At 71.3% G+C, this 16,880-nt stretch carries 13 protein-coding genes; 6 read left to right on the top strand and 7 right to left on the bottom strand.

Annotated elements, in window-relative coordinates; genetic code table 11:
• The first annotated feature begins 302 nt into the window (after positions 1-302).
• Positions 303-1,511: an amino acid deaminase/aldolase gene (locus EG812_RS22940; protein ID WP_013731074.1), complete on the top strand. Its 1,209-nt coding sequence runs from the start codon at positions 303-305 to the stop codon at positions 1,509-1,511.
• Between the two features lie 91 nt (positions 1,512-1,602).
• Here EG812_RS22940 and EG812_RS22935 read toward each other — a convergent pair whose 3' ends face one another.
• Positions 1,603-2,247: a TetR/AcrR family transcriptional regulator gene (locus EG812_RS22935; protein ID WP_013731073.1), complete on the bottom strand. Its 645-nt coding sequence runs from the start codon at positions 2,245-2,247 to the stop codon at positions 1,603-1,605.
• Positions 2,248-2,469: 222 nt separating this feature from the next.
• Between EG812_RS22935 and EG812_RS22930 the strand changes: the two genes are divergently transcribed.
• Together EG812_RS22930 and EG812_RS22925 are read left to right on the top strand one after the other, a co-directional pair.
• A complete protein-coding gene (locus tag EG812_RS22930) occupies positions 2,470-3,783 on the top strand; it encodes a D-arabinono-1,4-lactone oxidase (protein ID WP_013731072.1) in 1,314 nt (437 codons plus the stop codon).
• A 325-nt stretch (positions 3,784-4,108) separates the two neighbouring features.
• Positions 4,109-5,029 (top strand): DUF559 domain-containing protein, encoded by a 921-nt coding sequence (locus EG812_RS22925; RefSeq protein WP_199743929.1) that lies wholly within the window; start codon positions 4,109-4,111, stop codon positions 5,027-5,029.
• A 61-nt stretch (positions 5,030-5,090) separates the two neighbouring features.
• Here the strand turns inward: EG812_RS22925 and topA are convergent, their stop codons facing one another.
• From topA to EG812_RS22895, 6 genes are all read right to left on the bottom strand, one after another.
• Positions 5,091-7,895, bottom strand: a complete 2,805-nt coding sequence (gene topA, locus EG812_RS22920; RefSeq protein WP_013731070.1) for a type I DNA topoisomerase — start codon at positions 7,893-7,895, stop codon at positions 5,091-5,093.
• Between the two features lie 377 nt (positions 7,896-8,272).
• Complete coding sequence (locus EG812_RS22915; RefSeq protein ID WP_126712712.1) at positions 8,273-9,061, bottom strand: hypothetical protein; 789 nt, start codon at positions 9,059-9,061, stop codon at positions 8,273-8,275.
• Positions 9,052-9,594 (bottom strand): hypothetical protein, encoded by a 543-nt coding sequence (locus EG812_RS22910; RefSeq protein ID WP_043722676.1) that lies wholly within the window; start codon positions 9,592-9,594, stop codon positions 9,052-9,054. Before EG812_RS22910 ends, EG812_RS22915 begins: the two co-directional genes overlap by 10 nt.
• A 120-nt stretch (positions 9,595-9,714) precedes the next feature.
• On the bottom strand, positions 9,715-12,096 hold the full coding sequence (locus EG812_RS22905; RefSeq protein ID WP_126712711.1) for a sodium-translocating pyrophosphatase: 2,382 nt from the start codon (positions 12,094-12,096) through the stop codon (positions 9,715-9,717).
• Between the two features lie 325 nt (positions 12,097-12,421).
• Positions 12,422-12,856: an ATP-binding protein gene (locus tag EG812_RS22900; protein WP_013731065.1), complete on the bottom strand. Its 435-nt coding sequence runs from the start codon at positions 12,854-12,856 to the stop codon at positions 12,422-12,424.
• Positions 12,856-13,197 carry an STAS domain-containing protein gene (locus tag EG812_RS22895; RefSeq protein WP_013731064.1) on the bottom strand — a complete coding sequence of 114 codons (342 nt, stop codon included), beginning with the start codon at positions 13,195-13,197 and terminating at the stop codon, positions 12,856-12,858. Before EG812_RS22895 ends, EG812_RS22900 begins: the two co-directional genes overlap by 1 nt.
• Before the next feature lie 133 nt (positions 13,198-13,330).
• On the opposite strand from EG812_RS22895, the gene EG812_RS22890 reads away from it, so the two are divergent.
• From EG812_RS22890 to EG812_RS22880, 3 genes are all read left to right on the top strand, one after another.
• Positions 13,331-15,787: a DEAD/DEAH box helicase gene (locus tag EG812_RS22890; protein ID WP_126712710.1), complete on the top strand. Its 2,457-nt coding sequence runs from the start codon at positions 13,331-13,333 to the stop codon at positions 15,785-15,787.
• Positions 15,788-15,913: 126 nt separating this feature from the next.
• On the top strand, positions 15,914-16,120 hold the full coding sequence (locus EG812_RS22885) for a hypothetical protein (protein ID WP_013731062.1): 207 nt from the start codon (positions 15,914-15,916) through the stop codon (positions 16,118-16,120).
• Between the two features lie 92 nt (positions 16,121-16,212).
• Positions 16,213-16,791: an LURP-one-related family protein gene (locus EG812_RS22880; RefSeq protein ID WP_013731061.1), complete on the top strand. Its 579-nt coding sequence runs from the start codon at positions 16,213-16,215 to the stop codon at positions 16,789-16,791.
• Positions 16,792-16,880 lie beyond the last annotated feature (89 nt).

Genomic DNA, 16,880 nt, shown 5'->3' with positions numbered 1-16,880 from the left:
CGGGGTAACCGGTCAGGTCGGCCTGGCCGGTCGTGCCGCCGGATCGGCCGGCCTGGCCGGTGGGTTGGTTCGTGGACGGCGACACGCCGGACGACTCGCCGTTGAATTGGCTTTCGATGGCCGTACCTCCACGTGCCGGCCCATCGCTGGGCACCCCCGGTGGAACACTCTAGACCTGCGGGGATCTGTCCCCGTCACGCCTCGCCTTGCCCGCCGAGCCTAGGCCGCTGTGGCCAACTCATGGCGCGCAGGCAGGACGCGAGGGTGTTTCGCATTCACCGTTTCACAGTTAGCGTGCACACGTGGCCACCGACAGCGAGAATCTGCGCCACCGGCTGGACCGGGCGACCCGGCACCTCGATCCCCCGTACGCCGTGGTCGACCTGACCGCCTTCGATGCGAACTCCGCCGCGCTCGTCGACCGGGCCGGCGGCAAGCCCCTGCGGGTCGCCAGCAAGTCGCTGCGCTGCCGCGAGTTGATCGCCCGTGCGCTGGCCCGCCCCGGTTGGCACGGGGTGATGGCGTTCACGCTGCCCGAGGCGATCTGGCTGGTGCGCACCGGCGTCACGGACGACGTGCTGGTGGCGTACCCCACCGTCGACCGGGGCGCGATTGCCGAGCTCGGCGCCGATCCGGCTCTGGCCGCCGCCATCACCCTGATGGTCGACGACCCCGATCAGCTGGACTTCCACGACACCGTGCGGTCGCCGGGGAGCCGGGCTGAGCTGCGGATCTGTCTCGACCTGGACGCCTCGTGGCGGCTGTTGGGCGGACGGGTGCACGTCGGCGTCCGCCGCTCACCGGTGCACAGCGCCCAGGCCGCCGGCCGGTTGGCCGCCGCGATCACCGCCCGGCCCGGCTTCCGGCTGGTCGGCCTGATGTCGTACGAGGCACAGATCGCCGGGGTCGGTGACGCGCCGCCCGGGCAGACGGCGCTCGGCGCGGTGATCCGGCTGGCCCAGCGCGGGTCGTACCGCGAACTGCTGGCGCGCCGCGCTGCGGCGGTGGCCGCCGTGCGCGACCACGCCGACCTGGAATTCGTCAACGGCGGCGGCACCGGCAGCGTGGCTACGACCAGCGCCGATCCCGCGGTCACCGAGGTCACCGCGGGATCAGGACTGTACGGGCCGACGCTGTTCGACGCCTATCGCGACTGGCGTCCCACCCCGGCGGCCTTCTTCGCCTGTGCGGTGGTCCGCCGGCCGGCACCCGGGCTCGCCACCGTGCTCGGCGGCGGCTGGATCGCCTCCGGATCGGCCAGCCGCAGCCGGCTGCCCCGACCGTGGCTGCCCGCCGGACTCAAGCTGGTCGGCACCGAGGGGGCCGGCGAGGTGCAGACCCCGCTGGCCGGTCGCACGGCCGCCACGCTGCGCATCGGCGACCGGGTCTGGTTCCGCCACGCGAAGTCGGGCGAGCTGTGCGAACACGTCAACGAACTGCACCTGGTGGACGGCGACGAGGTGGTGGCCACCGTGCCGACCTACCGGGGCGAGGGCCACGCCTTCCTGTGAAACCCGCCGCCAGCCGCTGGGGTACGCACCTGACGGGTTCGGCGGGCGGAGCGGGGTGACCGCAGGGCCGCGCCGGGCGGGAGGGCGGGTGTCAGGCGGGCTGGGCCGCGGGTTCCGCGGAATCGATGATCTGATCGTCGGCCGGCTTCGCGGGCTGCACGACCGGCCGGTGCCCGGCATCGCCCCGAGCGTCCACCTGGCGGTGCAGGTAGTCGCGGATGAGCGCCTTCGCCTCGACCAGCACCCGCTCGTCGCCGTCGGACGTACGCCGGAACGCGAGCTTGATCAGCGCGTCGGCCACCTCCACCGCGATTTCCAGATGGAATTGCAGGTCGGGCACGTCGGCGAGGCCGAAGCGCTCGGTGAGCACGCGCGCCAACTGGTCGGCGATCACCCCGTTGTTGTCGCGCTGCTCATCGAGCAGATGCAGGTCGACCACGTCGCCGAAGTGCAGGGTACGGAATCCGGGAACGGTGCGGTGCATGGTGATGTACTCGTCGATGCCCGCGTCGACCCCGTCCCACCAGTGGGTCAGGTCGTCCGAGGCGAAGCGCTCGTCGAGCCGCTGGAGGTACGCCTCCATCGTGCGCAGCGTCAACGCCTGCACGATCGCCCGCTTGTCCGGAAAGAACTGATAGACCGACCCGATCGCCACCTCTGCCCGCTCGGCGAGCAGGGTGGTGGTCAGCCCTTCGTACCCCACCTCGTCGACGAGTTCGGCGCAAGCGTCCAGCATCCGCTGGACCCGCGCGACACTACGACCCTGCACCGGAACCCGGCGCAGCGGCCCAGTCGTGGCGGCTGAAGTGGACACTCGCCACCCCCTCTCGACGGATGAACATATCTACAAGTCACCGGTTCGTGACTACCGGTACAACGAGCGAATCTCGATTGCGGTGTTTACCAGGAACAACGTTCCTGATATGAACTCGGTTCATATCCCTCTGAAGGAGCGCCGATGCCGGGAAGCAGCGCCAGCGACGCCACCGCCTGGTCGAACTGGGCCGGCAATCAGCACAGCACGGCGACGGTTCTGCGCCCCACCAGCGTCACCGAAGTCGTCGAGCAGGTCCGCTCCGCCGCCGAGACCGGTGCCCGGATCCGCCCGGTCGGCAGCGGCCACTCCTTCACCCCCGTCGCGGTCGGCGACGGTAGCCGGATGGACCTGGCCGGACTCGCCATCGACGTACAGGTGGACGTCGATCGGCGCCTTGTCACCGTACCGGCCGGGATGACCCTGCGGCAGCTCAACGCGCTACTGGCGAGTCACGGGTTGGCGCTGCCCAACCTCGGCGACATCGACGCGCAGACGGTGGCCGGGGCGATCTCCACCGGCACCCACGGCACCGGCGCGGCGTACGGCGGGCTGGCCACCTTCGTCGCCGCGCTGACCCTGGTCACCGGCACCGGCGAGGTGCTGCACTGCTCCGCCGACGAGCACCCCGACGTGTTCGACGCGGCCCGGATCTCGCTCGGCGCGCTCGGCGTACTGGTCGAGGTGACGCTGCGCTGCGTGGACGCCTTCGTGCTGCGGGCCCACGAACGCCCGGCCGCCCTGGACGCCGTACTGGCCGACCTGCCCGACCTGATCGGCACCCACGATCACGTCGAGTTCTTCTGGTTCCCGTACAGCAGCCAGGCCCAGCTGAAGGTCAACGACCGGGTGCCCGACGACGATCGCCCGCTGCCCCGCTGGCGCGGCTGGCTCGACGACGACTTCCTGGCCAACACCGTTTTCGCCGGCGCCTGCCGGCTCGGCCGGGCGATGCCGGCCCTGGTCCCGACGATCAGCGCCGTCTCCGCCCGCGCGCTCAGCGAACGCGTCTACACCGGCCGCTCCGACACCGTCTTCTGCACCCCACGCCGGGTCCGCTTCGTGGAGATGGAGTACGCGCTACCGCGCGACGCCCTGCCCGAGGCGCTGGACGCCCTGCGCCGGATCATCGACCGCCTGCCGTTCCGGGTGCTCTTCCCGGTCGAGGTCCGCTTCACCGCCGCCGACCAGATCTGGCTGTCCCACTCGTACGGGCGCGAATCGGCGTACGTCGCCCTGCACCAGTACGTCGGCATGCCCTACGAGCCGTACTTCCGCGCCTTCGAGCAGGTGGCGACCGAGCTGGGCGGCCGCCCCCACTGGGGCAAACTGCACTGGCGCGACGCTGCCTCCCTGGCCGACGCCTACCCCCGCTGGCACGACTTCCACCGCATCCGCACCCACCTGGACCCCCACCGCACCTTCACCACCCCCCACCTCACCGCACTCCTCGGCTGAGCCGATCTGAATCTTGGTACGAAACCGCCCTTGGAGGGGCACTTTCGTACCAAGATCTCGTGGCTGTCCACAGGGGCAGCGCGACGGGAGCGTGGGTGGGCAGGGTGGGGGTGTGTGGGGACAGGGTGAGCAGCGGGGTGGGAGTGGGGCCGGATGGGCGAGGCGTGGACCCGGGGCGGCAGAGGGCGGGGCGGCAGGGCACAGGGCGGCAGGGCACAGGGCGGCAGGGCACAGGGCGGCAGGGCACAGGGCGGCAGGGCGCGGATCAGCAGAGGGCGGGGCGGCAGCAAGCAGGTGGGCGGGAGACAGGTGGGCGGGGAGTGGGTTGCCGGGGGATGAGGCGGGTGAGCTGAACTGGTTGTTGTTTCATCAGGAGCAGGTGGTCAGCCTCGACCAGGCTCGGCGGTACCTGTCGCCGAAGGCGATTCGGCACCGGGTCGACGTCGGCCGCTGGCGGCAGGTGCACCGGGCTGTCTATGTCACTCACAACGGGCCGATCGTGCCGGCGCAACTGCCGTGGATCGGCGTTCTCTGCGCCGGACCGGCGGCGGTGCTCGGCGGCCTGACCGCGGCACGTGCGTGGGGCCTGCGCAGGTACGACGACAAATTCGTGCACATCCTGCTGCCGGCGAACCACCGGACCCGGAGCATGCCGCCCGGTGTCCGCGTACACCGCACCACCCTGCTGCCGGCCGCGGACATCCTCGACGTGGGGCAGCCCCGCCGGACGATGCCGGCCCGGTCGTTGGTGGACGCGGCGCAGTGGGCACCGAGTGATCAGGAAGCTCGGGCGATCATCGCTGCCGGATTCCAGCAGCGCCTCGTCGGTGGTGACGACGTACGCCAGGTGCTGGATCGTCTTCCCCGCGCCCGCCGCCGCGCCCTGATCGCGCAGACCGCCACCGATGCGGTGGGCGGTGCGCACTCCCTGCCCGAACTCGACTTCCTGCGCCTGGTCCGGCGCGCCGGGCTGCCCGAGCCCACCCGACAGGCTGTCCGCCACGACGCCACTGGTCGACGCCGCTACCTGGACGCCTTGTTCGAGGAGTGGCGGGTGCATGTGGAGATAGACGGCAGCCAGCACCTCGACCCGGCCACCGCCTGGGCAGACATGCGCCGACAGAACGATCTGTGGCGCAGCGGCGACCGGGTGCTCCGCTTCCCCGCCTGGGCCATCCGCCACCACCCCGCCGACGTCATCGCCCAACTCCGCGCCGCCCTGCTCGCCGCCGGCTGGCGCCCTTGACGGGAGATCTTGGTACGAAACCGCCCTCCCAGGGGCATTTTCGTACCAAGATCGCCAGTGGTCACTCCGAGCGCGCGGAGGTGGCCTTCTTGGGGGCGGCCTTCTTGGCGGGGGTGGCCTTCGCGGCCTTCGCGGCGGTGGCCTTGGTGGCCTTGGCCGGGGCTTTCTTCGCGGTGGTCTTCTTGGCGGTGGTCTTCTTCGCTGCGGTCTTCTTGGGGGCGGGGCCCTTGGCTCGCTTTTCGGCGAGCATCTCGGAGGCTTCCTCCAGGGTCAGTTCCTCCGGAGTCTGGCCGCGCCGCAGGGAGGCGTTGGTCTCCCCGTCGGTGACGTACGGGCCGAACCGGCCGTCCTTGATGACAAGCGGCTTCTCGGTCAGCGGGTCGGCACCCATCTCCCGCAGCGGTGGGGCGGCGGCCCGACGCTGACGGGTCTTCGGGGCGGCCAGCAGGGCCAGCGCCTCGTCGAGGGTGACGGTGAACATCTTGTCTTCCGAGTCCAGCGAACGGAACTCGTCGCCCCGCTTGACGTACGGGCCGTAGCGGCCGTTGTTGGCGAACACCTCGGCGCCGTCCGGTGCCACGCCGATCAGGCGCGGCAGGCTGAGCAGCTTGAGCGCCTCGTCGAGGGTGAGCGAATCCGGTGACTGCGAGCGCAGCAGGGACGACTTGCGGTCCCCGCTGGCCACGTACGGGCCGAAGCGGCCGGACTTGAGCAGGATCGGCTCGCCGGTCGCCGGGTCGTCGCCGAGCTTGCGCTCGCCCCCACCGCCGAGGAACAGCTCGTGCACCTTCTCCGGGGTCAGCTCGTCCGGCGCGAGGCCCTCGGGGATCGGCGCCCGGTCGCCCGGGGTGCCGCCCTCCTCGCCCTCCGCCTTCGGGGCGGGCTGCTCGCCGGGCAGCGCCCGCTGCAGGTACGGCCCGAACCGGCCGACCCGCACCACCACCTCACGACCTTCGTCGTCGGTGAACAGCGGGATCGAGTTGACGCTGCGCGCGTCGATGTCGCTGAGGTTCTCGGTGACCAGCTTCTTCAGCCCACCGGAGCGGGCGATGTCCTGGTCGCCGGCACCGTTCGTGGTGCCGAAGTAGAACGCGGTGAGGAAGTCGACAGCCGCGTGATCACCACCGGCGATCTCGTCCAGCTCGTTCTCCATGCTGGCCGTGAAGTCGTAGTCGATCAGGCGCGGGTAGTGCCGCTCCATCAGCCCGATCACCGCGAACGCCAGGAACGACGGGATCATCGCCTGGCCGCGCTTGAAGACGTACCCGCGGTCCTGGATGGTCTGCATGATCGAGGCGTACGTGGACGGACGCCCGATGCCCAGCTCCTCCAGGGCCTTGACCAGCGACGCCTCCGTGTAGCGGGCGGGCGGCTGGGTGTGGTGGCCCTGGGCGGCCAGCTCGTCGGCGGTCAGCGGCTGGTCCTTGACCAGGTTGGGCAGTCGACGCTCGGCGTCCTCGGCCTCGGCGTTCTCGTCGTCGCTGGACTCGACGTACGCCCGCAGGAAGCCCGGGTCGGTGATGGTCTTGCCGGTGGCGCCGAAGTCGGCCTCCTCACCGGCGGTGGTGGTCGCCCGGATCCGCACCGACACGCTGGAGCCGACCGCGTCGGTCATCTGCGAGGCGATGGTGCGCCGCCAGATCAGCTCGTAGAGCTTGTACTCCTCGGCGGAGAGCTCCTTGGCCACGTCGCCCGGGGTGCGGAAGTTGTCCCCGGCCGGGCGGATCGCCTCGTGCGCCTCCTGCGCGTTCTTCACCTTGCCGGTGTAGCGGCGCGGCTCCGGCGGCACGCTGCGCTCGCCGTACAGCTCGACGATCTGCCGGCGGGCCGCCGCGATGGCGGTCTCCGACAGGTTCACCGAGTCGGTACGCATGTAGGTGATGTAGCCGTTCTCGTAGAGCCGCTGCGCGGTGCGCATCGTCTGCTGCGACGAGAACCGCAGCTTGCGGGCCGCCTCCTGCTGGAGCGTGGAGGTGATGAACGGCGCGTACGGGCGGCGCCGGTAGGGCTTCTCCTCGACCCGGGTGACGGTGAACGGTCGCCCTTCGAGACGGGCGGCCAGCCCTCGCGCACCGCTGGAGTCGAGGTGGACAACGCCTGCCCCGGCGCGCACCTTGCCGGTGGTCGGCTCGAAATCCTTGCCGGTGGCGATCCGGTCGCCGTTGAGCGCCACCAGGGTGGCGTTGAAGGTGCGCGGGCCCTCGCCCGCGTTCGCGACCGCCAGGGTGGCCAGGATGTCCCAGTACTCGGCGGTGCGGAAGGCCATCCGCTGCCGCTCACGCTCGACCACGATCCGGGTCGCCACGGACTGCACCCGGCCCGCCGACAGCTTCGGCATGACCTTCTTCCACAGCACCGGGGAGACCTCGTAACCGTAGAGCCGGTCGAGGATGCGTCGCGCCTCCTGGGCGTCGACCAGGCTGCGGTCGATCTCGCGCGGGTTGGCCACCGCCGCCTGGATGGCCGGCTTGGTGATCTCGTGGAAGACCATCCGCCGGACCGGCACCTTGGGCTTGAGGGTCTCCACCAGGTGCCAGGCGATCGCCTCGCCCTCGCGGTCCTCATCCGTGGCCAGGAAGATCTCGTCGACCTCCTTGGCCAGCTTGGTCAGCTTGCTGATCTGCTGCTTGCGGTCGGCGGAGACGACGTAGAGGGCGTGGAAGCCGTTGTCCACGTCGACGCCGAGCCGGGCCCACGGCTCGCCCTTGTACTTGGCGGGCACATCGGCGGCGTTGCGCGGCAGGTCGCGGACGTGCCCGAAGCTGGCCTCCACGACGTACCCCGGGCCGAGGTAGCCCGAGATCGTCTTGGCCTTCGCCGGCGACTCGACGATGACCAGACGGGTGGTTCCAGCGTTGCTCGGCACTTCGGTTTCGACCTCATTCCCACTCGATGGCCGCGCCTGTCCGGTTCGGGGCACGCTCGACCCCCCGATACCCGGCGGTCCGGATGTCCAACGTAACGCGCCGTCCGTGTTTCGGGTTTCGCGGGCGGCAATCCGCTACGGACGATCCATGCTCACGCCGAACGGCGTCACCGTACACCCTGGGTAGGGTGTAAAGCGTGCCACTGTGACCATGGCAGCCCCTCGGTGGAGGTGGAACCCGGCCGTTTCTCCCGGTGTGCGCTGACGCCCGGCTGTCCCAGATCGGACAGCTGTCGGCCGCCCGGTCCGGACCGGCCGGACTTCGAGGAGCCGGTCAGGTCCGGCGAAAGCGGGGCCCGGCCGGGACGCACGGACGGTCAGTCGCGGACCGGCCAGGCGCCGGGCGGCGCGGCGGGTGGCGGTTCGCCGACCAGTTCCGCCAGCCGCAGCACCCGGCGTCGACCGCTGATCCGGTACGCAGGCCCGCCCGCGCCCGGTTCGACAAGTTCGCCGACCAGCCCGGCCGCGGTCAGGGCCGCCCCGACCACCGACCAGCGGCCCGGATCGACACCCCCGAGGTGCAGCAGGATCTCCGGCGGGTCGACCACCCCGGCCGCGGCGAGCCAGAGCCGCAGCCGTCGGCCGTCCAACTGGAAGCCGGCCGGTGGCTGCTGCGTCGGGCCGCGCAGCCACGCCGCCGCGAGCGGCACGATCGCCCGGGTGTACGCGGTCCGCACGGCGTAGCGCTGGTCCTCGGTCGGCGTCCAGGTGGCCCGGACCCCGCGCTGGGCCAGTTCGGCGACGAGCACGTGCACCCGCCACCCGGCGTCCACCACCACCGACAACCGGGCGGTACCGCCCATCCGGTGCACCTCGCCGGGCCCGGCGAGCAGGCCGGCGAGGTCGGCGACCGAGGGTTCGGCGGTCTCCGCGCCGAAGAAGACCAGTTGCCGGTCCCCGACCGGCGTCCGTGTCTCCCGGGTCCGCGCCTCCCCGGCCCGTGTTTCCTCGTCCGGTGCCTCCCCGGCGGGTGTCTCCTCGGTCGGATCGGAAGCGACCGCCCGTGCGCGGGGGCGTCGGGCGGTCGGTGGTGCCGCAGCAGGCAGCGGGAAGGACATCGGCAGCGGTTGCGCCGCCGATGTCTCACCGGAGCCGCTCAATGGCATTCGGGCACCTCGTCGAAAGCGCGCTTCAACTCCTCCGAGTTCAGCCGGCTGGTGTCCAGCGCGCTGGCGTCGTAGTCCTGTTGCAGTGTCTCCACCGCCGTCTGCACGCCGTCGTAGAAGACGCGGGGCTCACCGGTGCTCAGCCCGTCGATCGTGGCCCGGGCCCGGCCGTAGGCGTCGCGCATGGACGCGAGGGAGGCCCGGAAGCCCTCGGATATCTCCGCGCCGTTCTCGACCGTGGGTACCCCGGCCTGCTCCACCTTGCGGCGAGCATCCTCACTGGCCTGTTCGGCACCGCCGAAGAGCCGGACCAGGTTCTCCTTTGCCTGCGCGGGAGTGGTCTGCGCGGTCATCTGCTGGTCGGTGCTGCTGGTCAGTTTGCTGATCTCGGCCCGCCACGGGGTCAACGCCGAACACACCGAGGCGGCCCACGCCCGGGGACTGGGACCGCTGGACCCACAGCCCGCCAACAGAACCGACGTAGCCAGGACCACCGTCAGCATTCTGGCGGCGTCCGCCCGGCACGTACGCATGCGTTGCAGCGTACGGCCTCCGCTGCCGGTCGGCACCGGTCAGGCGGACCGCCCCGCAGCGACGACCGGTCCCCGGGCGACGGTGTCGCCGCCCGGGGACCGGTGATGCCGACCGCAGGGTCAGGCCTTGATCTCCGCCGGGCGCGGGTCCGCGGTGCCGGATCCGCTGTCGGAGCCCTCGTCGAGCGCGATGCTCTTGCGCTTGCTGAACACCACCGCCGCGACCACGATCAGCGTCGCCACCACCGCGATGGTGACCCGCAGACCGACGTTGCGGTCGTCGCCGATGCTCCAGGCCACCACGGCCGGCGCGATCAGCAGCGACACCAGGTTCATCACCTTCAGCAGCGGGTTGATGGCCGGGCCGGCGGTGTCCTTGAACGGGTCACCGACGGTGTCGCCGATGACCGTGGCGGCGTGCGCGTCGGAGCCCTTGCCGCCGTACGCGCCGTCCTCGACCATCTTCTTGCTGTTGTCCCAGGCGCCACCGGAGTTGGCCAGGAAGACCGCCATCAGCGTGCCCGCCCCGATCGCACCGGCCAGGTACGACGCCAGCGCGCCGGGCCCGAGGCCGAAGCCGACCGCGATCGGTGCCATGATCGCCAGCAGACCGGGGGTCATCAGCTCGCGCTGCGCGTCCCGGGTGCAGATGTCGACGACCTTGCCGTACTCCGGGCGCTGCGTGCCGTCCATGATGCCGGGCAGCTCACGGAACTGGCGGCGGACCTCCATCACCACGGCACCGGCCGAGCGGGAGACCGCGTTGATGGCCAGGCCGGAGAAGAGGAACACCACCGCCGCACCGATGATCAGACCGACCAGGTTCTGCGGGTTGGCGACGTTCAGCGCACCCAGAATCTCGGCACCGACGTCGGTCACCCCGGCGTCGGCGTACGCGATGCGCAGCGTGTCGGTGTACGAGCCGAACAGCGCGGTCGCGGCCAGCACCGCCGTGGCGATCGCGATGCCCTTGGTGATCGCCTTGGTGGTGTTGCCCACCGCGTCCAGCTCGGTGAGCGTACGGGCGCCGTGCTCGTCGATGTCGCCGGACATCTCGGCCACGCCCTGGGCGTTGTCGGAGATCGGGCCGAAGGTGTCCATCGCCACGATCACGCCGACGGTGGTGAGCAGACCGGTACCGGCCAGCGCCACGGCGAACAGCGACAGGGTGATCGAGCCGCCACCGAGCAGGAAGGCACCGAAGACACCGGCGGCGATGAGCAGCGCCGAGTAGACCGCCGACTCCAGGCCGACGCTGATGCCGGCGAGGATGACCGTCGCCGGGCCGGTCTGCGAGCTCTTGCCGATGTCCTGCACCGGACGGCGGTTGGTCTCGGTGAAGTAGCCGGTCAGCGCCTGGATGGCGGCGGCCAGCACGATGCCGATGACGACCGCGCCGATGACCACACCGCGCGGGCCGAACGGCGGGTCGCCGCCGTCCACGCCGAGCGCGGTCCGCCAGTCGTCGCCGAGCTGCGCGGCCCAGGACGGCTGCAGGTAGACGAAGGTGGCCACCCCGACCAGCACCGCCGAGATCAGCGCGGACAGGTAGAAGGCCCGGTTGATGGCAGTCAGACCGTTGCGGTCGGAGGCACGCAGCTTGGTGATGAAGACGCCGATGATGGCGACCAGCACACCGATGGTGGAGATGATCAGCGGCAGCACCAGGCCGTCGGTGCCGAACGCGGCGCGACCGAGGATCAGCGCGGCGACCAGGGTGACCGCGTACGACTCGAACAGGTCGGCGGCCATGCCGGCACAGTCACCGACGTTGTCACCGACGTTGTCGGCGATGGTGGCCGCGTTGCGCGGGTCGTCCTCGGGGATGCCCTGCTCGACCTTGCCGACCAGGTCGGCGCCGACGTCGGCGGCCTTGGTGAAGATGCCGCCGCCGACCCGCATGAACATGGCCAGCAGCGCGGCGCCGAAGCCGAAGCCCTCCAGCACCGTCGGCGCGTCACCCCGGAAGATCAGCACCACCAGCGCGGCACCGAAGAGGCCGAGCCCGACGGTGAGGAAGCCGACCACGCCACCGGTCCGGAAGGCGATCTTCATGGCCGCTTCCCGGCCGCCCTCCCGCTCCCGGGCGGCGGCGGCCACCCGCAGGTTGGCCCGGGTGGCCAGCCACATGCCGGCGCCGCCGATGAAGGCGCTGAACAGCGCACCGACCACGAAGAAGAGCGAACGGCCGATCTTCACCGCGGTCTCGCTGCCGTCGGTCTGGTGCACCGGCAGCAGGAAGAGCAGTACTACGGCGATCACCACGAAGATCGCCAGGGTCCGGAACTGCCGGATCAGGTAGGCCGAAGCGCCCTCCTGCACGGCCCCGGAGATTTCCTGCATTTTCTCGGTGCCCTTGCCGGCGGCCAGCACGGCCTTCGTCAACGCGGCGGCGAAGGCGAGCGCTACCAGCGCGATCACCGCAGCGATGACGACGTACGTGACATTGGCTCCGGTGAGGGAGATCGCGCCGCCGCCCTCGGCGGCCAAGCTGTCGGACATCTGTGTCCTCCTGTGCCGAACAACGCGCCGGCCGGTGGAGACGCACCGACCTGCGCCTGGATGCGAATTTCGCAAGTGCGCGCTGAGCCACCCCCGGTGGACCCGCGCCGCCAGGCCCAGCCGCGCTGGTTGTCCGAGGGATCACTTGCTGACAACCCGCGTACTCTAGCCCTCCGCAGTGTCCGAGGTCACAGCGAGGTGGCGGCGCGCCGCGATGATCTTCGTCGCTGTGTTATGAGGCGGAATCTGATATAGGGCCGGATCCATGACGAAGCCGCCGCATTCCCTGCTCAGGGAAGGCGGCGGCGTCAGCGAATCAGTTCGGCTAGCGGTTCAGCGGCCAGACCATCCGGACTTCGGTGCCGATGCCGTCGTCGACCGGGCGCACCTGGAGGTCCTCGACGAAACCGGCGAGCAGGGCGAAGCCCACCCCGGTGGTGAGGTCGTCCTCGTTGAGCGACTCGTTTGCCAACTGGTCGGCATCGAGCGCGGCCAGGCCGATGCTCGCCTCGATCGGCGCCCGGTCGACCACCCGCACCGCGTACGTCCCGGAGTCGGACATCTCCACAAGCACCGGTTCGGCCACTCCGTACTGGCGGTGCAGGGCGACCGCGCGGGTGCACGCCTCACCGATGGCCAGGCGTACCTCGTCGAGCAGATCCTCGCGGACCCCGGCCCGCCGGGCGACCGCCACCCCGACCAGGCGAGCGGTACGCACGTGCACCGGCGCCGGGGAGAAGGAGAGCCGTACCGTCGCCATCACGCGCCGGCGCCGGTCGCTGCTTCGACCGTGGGATGCAGTGGGAACACCTGGTCCAACGCGGTGATCCGGAAGATCTTGAGCAGCGGCTCCTTGTCGCAGACCAGGGAGAAGGTGCCGTCGGCGGTCCGCAGTCGCTTCAGCGCGCCGACCAGCACGCCCAGCCCGGTGGAGTCGAGGAAGTCGACCCGTCCCAGGTCGACCACCACGTGCCGGGCACCGGAGTCGATCAACTCCAGCAGCCGCTCGCGCAGCCGAGGGGCGGTGTAGACATCCACCTCACCGCCGACCTCGAGCACCGTGTGCTCGCCCACGGTGCGGGTCGCCAGCGACAGCTCCATCGGTCCTCCCTCGACGCGGCCGTAAGCTCATTGGGCATCTAACCACTACCCCCGAGGCCTCCCGACGACTCACCGGGGGCCGGACTCGCCGCACCGGTGGGTCAATTTCCCATTTCCGAACACCAGTGCGAGAGTGCAGGACGTGACCTCGGCAGCCAGCGTATCCGCCGGCCGGGACCGTGAGCCGGGCCCCGCCCCGATTCCGGCCGCCGCGCCCGGCGACCTACTACGCCAGCTGCGGCGACGGCACGCCACCGATCCGGTCACCCATGTCGAACGGGTGCCGTCCCGGGCCGGGACGCCGGCACCGTGGCCGGGCTGGGCTCCGGAGGAGCTGCGCACCGCGTACGCCCGACGCGGGGTGAGCGCGCCCTGGCGGCACCAGGCCGAGGCGGCCGAGCTGGCCCACGACCGGCGACACGTCGTCGTCGCCACCGGCACCGCCTCCGGCAAGTCGCTGGCGTACCAACTGCCCGCGCTGGCCACCCTGCTCGCCGATGCCCGCGCCACCGTGCTCTACCTGGCACCGACAAAGGCGCTCGCCGCCGACCAGTTGCGCGCCGTCGCCGAGTTGGAGATCGAGGGCGTACGCCCGGCCTGCTACGACGGTGACACCCCCCGCGCCGAGCGGGAGTGGATCCGACGGCATTCCCGGTTCGTGCTGACCAACCCGGACATGCTGCACCACGGCATCCTGCCCGGCCACGCGCAGTGGTCGGGATTCCTGCGCCGGCTGCGGTACGTGGTGATCGACGAGTGTCACGTCTACCGGGGCGTGTTCGGCTCGCACGTCTCCCACGTGCTGCGTCGGCTGCGCCGCCAGTGCGCCCGGTACGGCAACACCGCCGGCCCCACATTCGTGCTGGCCTCGGCGACCTCGGGCGATCCGGCGGCGACGGCCGGTCGACTGGTCGGCCTGCCGGTGACGGCGGTCACCGAGGACACCTCGCCCCGGGCCGGGGTGACCTTCGCGCTCTGGGAACCGCCGCTGCTGCCCGCCGAGGCCTCCGCGTCGTCACCCACCACCGCCGCGCCCGCGCCGCGCCGTGCTCCGGACGCCCCCCGACCCACCGCGCCGCCCGGTCCCGACGCCGAGCCGGGCGACCTCACCCAGGTCCGTCGGTCGGCGCTGCGGGAGACCGCCGACCTGCTCGCGGACAGCGTCGCCGCCGGCGTGCGGACGCTGGCGTTCGTACGGTCCCGGCGGGGCGCCGAGGTGGTGGCGACCAGCGCCCGGCGCAGCCTCGACGAGGCGGTGCCCGGGCTCGGCGACCGGGTGGCCGCCTACCGCGGCGGCTACCTGCGCGAGGAACGGCGGGCGCTGGAACGGGCGCTGCTGCACGGCGACCTGCTCGGCCTCGCCTCGACAAATGCCTTGGAGCTGGGCGTCGACCTGGTCGGCCTGGACGCGGTGTTGATCTGCGGGTACCCGGGCACCCGGGCGTCGCTGTGGCAGCAGGCCGGCCGGGCCGGACGCTCCGGGCAGGAGGCCCTCGCGGTGCTTGTCGCGCGGGACGACCCGCTGGACACCTATCTGGTGCACCATCCGGAGGCGCTCTTCGGGACGCCGGTGGAGGCCACCGTGCTCGACCCGGCCAATCCGTACGTGCTCGGGCCGCAGTTGGCCTGCGCGGCGGCCGAGGCCCCGCTGACCGCCGCCGATCTGGAACTCTTCGGCGACAGCGCGAAGGAGACGGTCGAGGCGCTGGTCGAGGCGGGTGCGCTGCGGCAGCGGCCGACCGGCTGGTACTGGCGGCACCGGGAACGGCCCGAGGTGGATCTGCGCGGCGAGGGGGGTGCCCCGGTCTGCGTGGTGGAGGCGGCGACCGGCCGACTGCTCGGCACCGTCGACGGCGGCTCGTCGCACTTCCTGCTGCACGCCGGCGCGGTCTACCTGCACCAGGGCGTGTCCTACGTGGTCGACTCCCTCGACCTGGAAGACGGTTGCGCGCTGGTCCACCCCGAGGAGCCGGACTGGTCCACCCACGCGCGGGACGTCACCTCGCTGTCGGTGGTGTCGGTGCGCTCGTACGTCGACGCCGGGCCGGTCGGGCTGTTCCTCGGCGAGGTGGACGTGACCAGCCAGGTGGTGTCGTACCAGCGGCGACGCATCGCCACCGGCGAGGTGATCGACACCCGGCCGCTGGACCTGCCGACCCGGGAGTTGCGTACCGTCTCGGTCTGGTTCACCCTTTCGCCGGAGTCGCTGGCCGAGGCGGGCGTGGATCCGGCCGACGTGCCGGGGGCGCTGCACGCCGCCGAGCACGCCGCGATCGGGCTGCTGCCGCTGCTGGCCACCTGCGACCGTTGGGACATCGGTGGGCTGTCCACCGCGGTACATCCGGACACCGAGGCGCCGACGGTCTTCGTCTACGACGGTCACCCCGGTGGGGCGGGTTTCGCGGAGCGGGCGTACGGCACCGCCGCCGCCTGGCTCCAGGCCACCCGCGCCGCCATCGACGAGTGCGGCTGCGAGACCGGCTGTCCGTCCTGCGTGCAGTCACCCAAGTGCGGCAACGGCAACAACCCGCTGTCCAAGCCGGGCGCCGTCCGGGTGCTCGACGTGGTGCTGAACAACCTGCCGCACTGACACCAGGCATAAAACCCCGGGCGTACGGGCAAGAACGGTGGGAGCGCTTCCATCGATGCTCGTCGGGCTGCGCTCACTGTTCACTGTTCGCCGTTCGCTGTTCGCCCGCGTACGTGAGGAGGGGCCGTGGCCGACACCATCGCCGAGACCGTCGACCTGCTCTACACCATCGACCAGGAGAAGCTCAGCGTCGATCAGCAGATCGCCCTGAGCACGGCGCTCGCCACCCTGGCGCAGGCCGAACGGCTGGATCAGATCAACGAACGGCTGCGCAGCATCCAGCAGCTGCTCACCAACGCGACGCACCGGTCGACCGTCGACGGGATTCGCTGAGCCGCCCCTCAGCGCCGTCCGCGTCGTGCCCGCTCAGTGCCGCCGTTGCCGGGCTGTGCGACACTCCGGCGCATCAGAGTTGAGGAGACTTCATGCAGCTCGACAGCCTGCAGTCGCAGCACCAGTTCCACGTCCGCCAACGCATCCGTCTCATGGTCAACCAGTACGAGGTCCACAGCGTGGCCCCGGACGGCACCGAGGGCGGCCTGCTGGCGTTCGCCCAGCAGAAGCGGCTCGCCTTCAAGGAGCAGGTGACGATCTACACCGACGACTCGAAGCAGCATCCGCTGCTCGGGTTCAAGGCCCGACAGCGCCTCGACCTCGCCGCCACGTACGACGTCACCGACCACGCCGGCAACCCGATCGGCCTGTTCCGCAAGGACTTCGCGCAGTCGCTGCTCCGGTCCACCTGGCACGTCGAGCAGGCCGGCCTACCCGCCGTCACCGGCCAGGAACGCAGCATGCCGGTGGCCCTGCTGCGCCGCTTCGTCGACTCGCTGTCCTGGCTGCCGTACCACTTCGACTTCGTCGCCGGCGGTCAGCCGGTCTTCTCGGTGATCAAGAAGTGGGGCCTGCGCGACCGTTACGTGGTCCAGATCCAGCACCCGCAGATCGACCGTCGCCTGGTGATCGCCATGGCGATCGCGCTGGACGCCCTCCAGAGCCGCTGACCGTTGCCGAGGCGACTCCTTCGCCGCGCACAGTCCCGGGCGAATTGCCCGGTCCCGCCTGCGCCCCGAAGGAGTCGCCCCGGCACCCG

It is taken from the genome of Verrucosispora sp. FIM060022, from assembly GCF_003977705.1.
GTDB lineage: Bacteria > Actinomycetota > Actinomycetes > Mycobacteriales > Micromonosporaceae > Micromonospora > Micromonospora gifhornensis.
This window is presented reverse-complemented; position numbering and strand designations above follow the sequence as displayed.

Coding starts and splice junctions, on each gene's coding strand:
- EG812_RS22915 (WP_126712712.1), bottom strand. CDS start 9,061: ATGCCATTGAGCGGCTCCGGTGAGACATCGGCGGCGCAACCGCTGCCG.
- EG812_RS22905 (WP_126712711.1), bottom strand. CDS start 12,096: ATGTCCGACAGCTTGGCCGCCGAGGGCGGCGGCGCGATCTCCCTCACC.
- EG812_RS22935 (WP_013731073.1), bottom strand. CDS start 2,247: ATGCTGGACGCTTGCGCCGAACTCGTCGACGAGGTGGGGTACGAAGGG.
- EG812_RS22910 (WP_043722676.1), bottom strand. CDS start 9,594: ATGCGTACGTGCCGGGCGGACGCCGCCAGAATGCTGACGGTGGTCCTG.
- EG812_RS22900 (WP_013731065.1), bottom strand. CDS start 12,856: ATGGCGACGGTACGGCTCTCCTTCTCCCCGGCGCCGGTGCACGTGCGT.
- EG812_RS22880 (WP_013731061.1), top strand. CDS start 16,213: ATGCAGCTCGACAGCCTGCAGTCGCAGCACCAGTTCCACGTCCGCCAA.
- EG812_RS22895 (WP_013731064.1), bottom strand. CDS start 13,197: ATGGAGCTGTCGCTGGCGACCCGCACCGTGGGCGAGCACACGGTGCTC.
- EG812_RS22930 (WP_013731072.1), top strand. CDS start 2,470: ATGCCGGGAAGCAGCGCCAGCGACGCCACCGCCTGGTCGAACTGGGCC.